Source organism: uncultured Nostoc sp., from assembly GCF_964247315.1.
In the GTDB taxonomy this organism is placed as follows: domain Bacteria; phylum Cyanobacteriota; class Cyanobacteriia; order Cyanobacteriales; family Nostocaceae; genus Nostoc.
The window spans coordinates 18365-21584 of sequence record NZ_CAXTTT010000127.1; the positions used below are offsets into that span (position 1 = coordinate 18365).

General features: G+C 40.2%; 4 protein-coding genes. 1 reads left to right on the forward strand and 3 read right to left on the reverse strand.

Annotation, left to right across the window (positions count from 1 at the left end):
• A partial coding sequence (locus ACFE93_RS28405; RefSeq protein WP_375478441.1) for a leucine-rich repeat domain-containing protein occupies positions 1 to 230 on the reverse strand: 230 nt, incomplete at its 3' end.
• A 239-nt stretch (positions 231 to 469) separates the two neighbouring features.
• On the opposite strand from ACFE93_RS28405, the gene ACFE93_RS28410 reads away from it, so the two are divergent.
• The gene (locus ACFE93_RS28410) at positions 470 to 1363 is read left to right on the forward strand and encodes a peptidoglycan-binding protein (protein WP_375478432.1); all 894 of its coding nucleotides are present in this window, start codon (positions 470 to 472) and stop codon (positions 1361 to 1363) included.
• Positions 1364 to 1456: 93 nt separating this feature from the next.
• On the opposite strand, the gene hemJ is transcribed toward ACFE93_RS28410, so the two are convergent.
• Both hemJ and ACFE93_RS28420 read right to left on the reverse strand, forming a co-directional pair.
• Positions 1457 to 2038 carry a protoporphyrinogen oxidase HemJ gene (gene hemJ, locus ACFE93_RS28415; RefSeq protein WP_335192411.1) on the reverse strand — a complete coding sequence of 194 codons (582 nt, stop codon included), beginning with the start codon at positions 2036 to 2038 and terminating at the stop codon, positions 1457 to 1459.
• Positions 2039 to 2258: 220 nt separating this feature from the next.
• Positions 2259 to 3110 (reverse strand): alpha/beta fold hydrolase, encoded by an 852-nt coding sequence (locus tag ACFE93_RS28420; RefSeq protein WP_375478435.1) that lies wholly within the window; start codon positions 3108 to 3110, stop codon positions 2259 to 2261.
• Positions 3111 to 3220: the final 110 nt, after the last annotated feature.

Below are 3220 nucleotides of genomic sequence, written 5' to 3' on the forward strand. Positions count from 1 at the left end.
AGAGTGCTCAGTTGATTGTAGCTGAGGTTGAGGGTTTGCAGATTGGTGAGTTCGGCAATTTCTGGTGGCAGACTGCTCAGTTGATTGCTGCTGAGGTCGAGGGTTTGCAGGTTGGTAAGTTGGACAATTTCCGCTGGCAGTTTTTTTAAACCTTTGCCAAAAAGGTCTAATTCTGTCACCTTGTCTCTGACAGCTTGTTCAATAATTTCCAGCAGTTCTTCCTTAGTCATTTGAGGTTTTATAGAGGCGATGCCTGACGACGAGTTGCTGCTTGAATTGGACGCGCAGCAGAGAAATTGAGCTAATTAATAATGTAGCCTGCCTGTATTAACGATCGCATTCAGGCAATGTGCGTGCGATCGCAGACTCCAGATGACATCATATTTCAGGTTAGAGTATAGTTTGAGACGACATCAGTTTTTAAAATGATGTTTATACTTAGAACTCAGTAAATGAAAGCAGGTGCATAATGAAACTACAAGATTTCTTGGGAAAAGATGAGAAATGGTCATTTGATGCGATCGCAGAAGATGTAGACTTGGCTCGTCAGATTCAGATATTGTTAATCGGCTTAGGTTTGCTGGAACCTCCAGCCGATGGGAAATTTGGCCCTGTTTCTGTGATATCTCTCAAAAAATTTCAAGAATTAACAAAGACTGAAGAGAATGGCTTTTTAGGAGCAGTCACAGCCAAGAAACTGATTGAAACCAAAATAGACGATCTTCCTAAACCCCCCTTAAAACTAGGCAATGACATCCCTAGTAAGATTGTGAAATATATGCTAGCCAAAGGTTATCAGGTATTTACCAATCCCAAAGAATACAACATTGTTTATGTAGAGGGCATAGATGCAGACTGGACTCTTAACAGTGATACACCCAATCAATTTAACGATCGCCGGATTGTAATTGAAGTAGTAAATGGTATTCCCAAAATCGTCGATCACTGGGAAGCTACTACAGAACCAGGGAAGTACTACACTTATAATCCGATGAATCCTAAAGGAGCAGCTAGGATTCAGTTTGGACAATACAAAGCTTGGGCTGTTGGTACTCACGGCACAGCAGAGCCTCACGAGGCATTAGTGCAAGTTGGAGATATAACTGTTTGTAGAGATTTTAACCAAGATTTTAAACGGACTGGCGACAAGCTTGATACAGGTGATGATTTTTATGTGAATCAACACTACGGCTTTGATTTTGCCCGGAATGATATTCGCCTTGCCAGTGCGGGTTGTTTAGTAGGACGTACTCGTGAGGGACATAGAGAGTTTATGGCAATTATTAAACAAGACCGTCGTTATGTCGCTAATCGCAAATATACTTTTTACACTACCGTAATTGCTGGGGATGATTTACTGTAAATATTTTCAGGATGAGGTAATGGTTAATTGGTAGCATTTATTGTTGTGATGCAAGATTTAGTAAGGTAGCCCAGCTGTGCTACCTTACTTTGTCTAGCTTTGTTCTTGTGGTTGCCCTATCTGTGCCGTCAGTTTCTCTTTATCCTGTCTGCGTTTTTTGGCGTAAAGTTGAATAGTGACTGCCATCAAAATAATCATGGCGAAAATAGCCCAAGCAGCGATATCTGTAGGTAGATTATTCTTAAACACAGCCAGCAAGACGATCGCTACTAACATAACTGTAGGCGCTTCATTTAAAGCACGTAATTGCTGACTATTCCACCGACATTCATCTACTGCTAACTTCTTCATCAGCCGAGCGCAGTAATGATGATAGCCAATTAAAATAGCCACAAACAGCAGTTTGATATGCAACCAACCCTCTTTTAAAACATCCGGTTCAGTGGTTAATAGACCGATGGCCATTGCGATCGTCACGAACATTCCTGGGTTAGTGATGATAGAGTAAAGACGCTTTTCCATAATTTGATACTGATTTTTCAGTATCGTTCGTGCTGGTTCCGGTTCTTCGTTAGCTTCAACGTGATAGATAAAAAGACGTACTAGGTAGAATAAACCAGCGAACCAAACTACAAATCCGACAATATGAAAGGCTTTAAACCATGAATAAGCCATGAATCATAATCTCCTTTACTTGTGGTTGCGAGCCATTTTTAATAGTAATAAAAAGGAGTCAGAATTCATAATTTTCCAACCGTGAAAGGATGAAGTCTTAATAATCAAGAATATTTCAATTTAGTAATGATTTGGAATCCTCGACTAATTGATTCTGAATTCTGACTCCTGAATTCTGACATTCATTTTTATAATATCGATTTTTGCCAGAGCTATATTATCAATGAGCATCTTTACGACGCACAAAGGGTAAAAGGTCTTGCAAAATCGTCTCGTGGTAGTGTTCTTGAGGATAATGCCCGACGTTATTAAGTTTTATTAATTCGGTATTTGGTACGGAATTGGTAAAGTTTTCGGCAATGTCTACAGGTAGCCAAGGGTCAATCATACCCCATTGAATCAGAATTGGTTGTTGCCATTCTTTAAAGCCAGTTTGTATTTCTGTCATGGCTGAATCAAGTTGTAGATTGCGAATACTTGCTAAGAGACTTCGACCAGATGTAGAAGCGGTCAAAAATGGTTTTCGATAAACATCTAAATCCTTATCTCCTATGCGATAACGGCTTCCACCTTCTAGTGTCCGATCGACTAATAAGGGGTCTTGGGTCATGACTTCACCTGCTAAAGGCAAACCCATTTGTTTAATTTTCCAGGGTAATTTAGCAGCAGTTGAAATTGGTGTATTTAAAATAGCTAAGTTAGCAATTTGTTCTGGATGACGCAAAGCATATTGTAGTCCTACAGAACCTAAAAAGCCTTGGACAACTAAAGAAAAATGTTCAAGTTCTAAGGCTTTAATAAATCCTTCTAAAGCTGTGATAAAAGCATCGGGAGTGTAAGCAAAATCTCGTTTTTCTGGTTTGGCAGAAAAGCCGTAACCAATCCAATCGGGAGCGATCGCTCTTGTACCCTGCTTCGCCAAAGCAGGTATAATATGACGCCAACTGTAACTTTGTGAAACCAAGCCGTGTAGCAACAACACAGGCGCTAAGTCACTTCTGCCGATTGGTAAAGATTCCCGATAAAACCATTCCAGTGAATCTACATTGATTTTATGTTCTGTTATTGACACGTTATTTTCCTATATTGGGCATTGGAAATTGGGCATTGGAAAGAGGCAGAGGGGCAGGGAGCAGGGAGCAGAGGAGAAAGAGGTAATTTTTTATTCTCCCCCTTACCCCC

Bases quoted from the DNA above. Each gene is read 5' to 3' on its own strand.
- ACFE93_RS28410 (WP_375478432.1), top strand. From the start codon at position 470: ATGAAACTACAAGATTTCTTGGGAAAAGATGAGAAATGGTCATTTGAT.
- hemJ (WP_335192411.1), bottom strand. From the start codon at position 2,038: ATGGCTTATTCATGGTTTAAAGCCTTTCATATTGTCGGATTTGTAGTT.